Source organism: Streptomyces sp. P5F9 (assembly GCF_057961495.1).
In genome coordinates, this window is the sequence record NZ_JBXVPZ010000716.1 from 1 (window position 1) to 3,323 (window position 3,323).

Annotated in this window: 4 protein-coding genes; 2 read left to right on the top strand and 2 right to left on the bottom strand. The window is 67.4% G+C overall.

Annotated elements, in window-relative coordinates:
- The first annotated feature begins 198 nt into the window (after positions 1–198).
- Complete coding sequence (locus tag AC31A1_RS48950) at positions 199–1,419, top strand: AAA family ATPase (protein ID WP_489659520.1); 1,221 nt, start codon at positions 199–201, stop codon at positions 1,417–1,419.
- 32 nt (positions 1,420–1,451) lie between these two features.
- Positions 1,452–2,069, top strand: a complete 618-nt coding sequence (locus AC31A1_RS48955; protein ID WP_489659521.1) for a hypothetical protein — start codon at positions 1,452–1,454, stop codon at positions 2,067–2,069.
- Positions 2,070–2,090: 21 nt separating this feature from the next.
- Here AC31A1_RS48955 and AC31A1_RS48960 read toward each other — a convergent pair whose 3' ends face one another.
- Together AC31A1_RS48960 and AC31A1_RS48965 are read right to left on the bottom strand one after the other, a co-directional pair.
- Complete coding sequence (locus AC31A1_RS48960) at positions 2,091–2,297, bottom strand: DUF397 domain-containing protein (protein ID WP_489659522.1); 207 nt, start codon at positions 2,295–2,297, stop codon at positions 2,091–2,093.
- A complete protein-coding gene (locus tag AC31A1_RS48965; protein WP_489659523.1) occupies positions 2,294–3,127 on the bottom strand; it encodes a helix-turn-helix domain-containing protein in 834 nt (277 codons plus the stop codon). The genes AC31A1_RS48960 and AC31A1_RS48965 overlap by 4 nt, the downstream gene beginning before the upstream one ends.
- Between the last annotated feature and the right edge of the window lie 196 nt (positions 3,128–3,323).

Sequence of the window (3,323 nt, forward strand, 5' to 3'; positions counted from 1 at the left end):
ACCCCCAACCGGCTTCCGGGCCCCCTTCTACAAAGCAGACCGCGAAACCGAAATGCGCGCCGCCCACGCCCACTTCCAGTCCCGCCTGGACGAGGAGATCCGCCTCGGACACTGGACGCCTCCCGCCCCGCGCACCTAGTCCGTCTTCAACCGCCCACCCCGCACGACCTCCCCGCCCCGACCGATAGGTTGCCCCGCATGCCAGGCCGTCTACTCGAACTCCACGTGGAGAACTTCCGCAGTCTGCGCGACGTCACCGTTCCCCTCGGCCCGTTGACCGTGCTCGTCGGGCCGAACGCCACCGGCAAGTCGAATTTCCTCGAAGTGTTCGACTTTCTCGCTGACGTCATCCGTACGGATCTTCAACCTGCGCTGGACTCCCGGGACGGCTTCGGAGAAATCGCCTTCTGGGGTGGGCCCAAACCGCCGGCCACACTGAAAATCGGCCTCAAGGCGACATGGACCACGCACGCGAACGAGAACTCGCCCGACGAGTACGAACTCACCATCCGCCGCCGGGTTCTGAAGTCTGGAGCCGACAGCCTCTCGCGCAGTGAGTCCTTCTCGTTCAAGCGCACCCAGGGGCGGGGACGGCGCATCACCATCACGGGAGAGTCCGCGGAAGTGGTCGACACGAAGGCGGGAAAGGAGGACGACAGCGGCAGCTTCGGCATCCAGCGGCTGAGCAGCGGCCTGTCGACGCTCCCCCGCCTGGCGAGCTCCGACGGCGGTGAGGAGGTCTCACGGTTCGCCCAACAGCTCTCCTCCTTCCGCTTGTTCGACGTGGATGTGGCGGCGGCCCGCCTGCCCTCCCGAAACCGCCGTGGTCACCGCTTCATCGATCTGTCCCCGCAGGCGGACAACCTCGCCGAGTTCCTGTTGTACCTCCGCGCCCAGGACGACGTCTGGGAGTCCCTCGTCGCCGATGCCCGCACCATCCTTCCTCAGCTGGAGGGCATCGAGTTCGCGGCCCTGGGCGGCGCCTCCGACCAGGTCACCGTCCTGCTCCGGGAGAGCGGCCTTCGCCGGCCCACACCGCTCGCCTTCGCCTCGTACGGCACTGTCCGTCTTCTGGGCCTGCTGGCCCTGCTCTACGACCCCCATCCCCCGGCGCTCACCTGCATCGAGGAGATCGACCACGGACTGCACCCCCAGGCCCTCGCCCTCATCGTGGAACGCCTGCGCGAGGCGTCGAGCCGCAGCCAGTTCCTGGTCGCCACGCACTCTCCGGCCCTCGTGGACCGGCTCCTGCCCGACGAGATCGTGATCTGCGAGCGCGATGCCGAGGGCGCCTCCATCATCCCTGCGCTGACCGTCGAGGAGGTCGAGGCGATCGTCGAGGAGAGCGGGGACCAGCCCTTGGGCGATCTGTGGTTCTCCGGCGTGCTCGGCGGCGATCTCACCGGAGGTGAGATGTGAGCCGTCGGGGGGCGGAGAGGCCGGGACGCGGAGTGATCGTTCTGGCCGGTGAGGACGAGAACGACTGCAGGATCCTCGCCGAGATCGTCCGGGCCCACCATCCGGGCCTCGGAAACTCCAAGATCGTGCGGATCAACGATCCGGTCCGGTTGAAGAAGAAGACGGGCGGGGACCTGGAGAGCAGCGTGCGCACTCTGGTGGGGAAGGCCAGAGGAAAAGCCCTCCAGCAGAAGGGATCGCTTGTCGCCTTCGCCGTCCACGAGGACCTGGACGGCTACGCCGACGAGCGCTACCGGGCAGTTCGCAAGAACATCGCCGACGAGCTGGACCGCCAGTGCCCGGCCGACTCCGCGTACGCCCTCGCGGCGTGGGAGTCCGAGGGATGGTTACTCCTCTTCCCCGAGGCATTCCCCCGTGTCCGCCCCAAGTGGAAGATTCCCGCCCAACTGCGCGGCAGGGACACGGGGTTGATCGACGACCCGAAGGGCAAGCTGAAACGGGAGCTGAAGCCGCCGGTGTTCCGCGAGAGCGACGGCCCGCTGATCGCAGAAGCGGCCGCGAAGCACGGCCTGCTCACTGCTCCCGTGGGCCACAACCGCTCACACGCCGACTTGCTCGCCGACCTCGGAGACTGGACCCCTCGCACGTGACACGCCGGTGCCCACCATGCGTCAGCGGCGGGCCGCGAACTCGACGAGGGCGGTCCATGTCGTGGACTCCACGGCCAGCGCGGCACGACTCGTGTCCTTTGAGTCCCGGATGTGAACCGTACCGGGGCGGACGGCGACCTCGACGCACTCGCCACCGTCGCCAGCGCTGTAGCTGCTCTTGAACCACGCCAGACCTTCGGTCTTCAGCTGGGCTGCCTCGCCGCTCATCTCTCTCCCAACAACTTCTCGATCAACGCACGCGATTCTGCCGGAGTGAGGGCCTGCGCGCGAAGAGTTCCGTAAGTACGCTCCAGCTCCCGCACCCGCTCACGCTCGGTATGTACACGGCTTTCGCGTTGCACCTCCGCGTAAGCGATCCTGCGCCCGTCCTTCATCTCCATCAAGGTGAACGGGCCAGCCAGTCCCGCATGTTCCTGACGGGAGAGCGGCATCACCTGAATCTCGACGTTGCGATTCTCTTCAATCAGCAGTAGCTGCTCCAGCTGACCTCGCCATACCGTGTCCCCACCGAGCGGACGGAGCAGTACGGCCTCCTCGATCACGAAGCTCAGGTGCGGCGCTGGTCGCCGGGCGAAGATCTCCTGTCGCGCAAGTCGGGCGGCCAACCGCTCCTCGATGACCACCTCTTCCAGCGGGGGCAGCCACATGGCGAACACCGCCCGCCCGCACTCCTTCGTCTGCAAGAGCCCCGGTACGGCCTGGGTGCCGTACACATGCACTTCGACCGCCTTCGCCTCCAACCGCGCCGCACTCCGAAAGAACGCCGGATACTGCGCCTGAGCGACCTCCTCCTTCCCCGCCTTCAACACCCCACCGGCATCCAGCACTTCATCGGCCTGGTCGATGAACCTCGCCGGCGGAACCCGCCTCCCCTGCTCGAACGACGCGATCGTCGAGGCCGAGTACCCGGTCAGCGAACCGAGCCGCGCCCGGTCCATCCCCGCCCGCTCCCGGAACAGCTTCAACTGCCGCCCGAACACCTGCAGAACGCCCGCCACGAACTCGTGCTCCGGCGGCTGCTGAACCTCGTCGTCCACGCTCCGGCTCCTCCCGTACCGTCCCGAGCCCACCGGGCTCCGCTCTCAACGCGCGGCCCAGGGGCCGGTCACGCCCCGCACCGCGTACAAGCGCCGCACCCGTACGTACAACCCACACGGGTCAGCGCGCCACTACTGTTCAAGGTTACGCAGAGCCACGACCGTTGACCGCATGAAGCCAGCAACTCCCCCACCC

Coding starts and splice junctions, on each gene's coding strand:
- AC31A1_RS48950 (WP_489659520.1), top strand. CDS start 199: ATGCCAGGCCGTCTACTCGAACTCCACGTGGAGAACTTCCGCAGTCTG.
- AC31A1_RS48960 (WP_489659522.1), bottom strand. CDS start 2,297: ATGAGCGGCGAGGCAGCCCAGCTGAAGACCGAAGGTCTGGCGTGGTTC.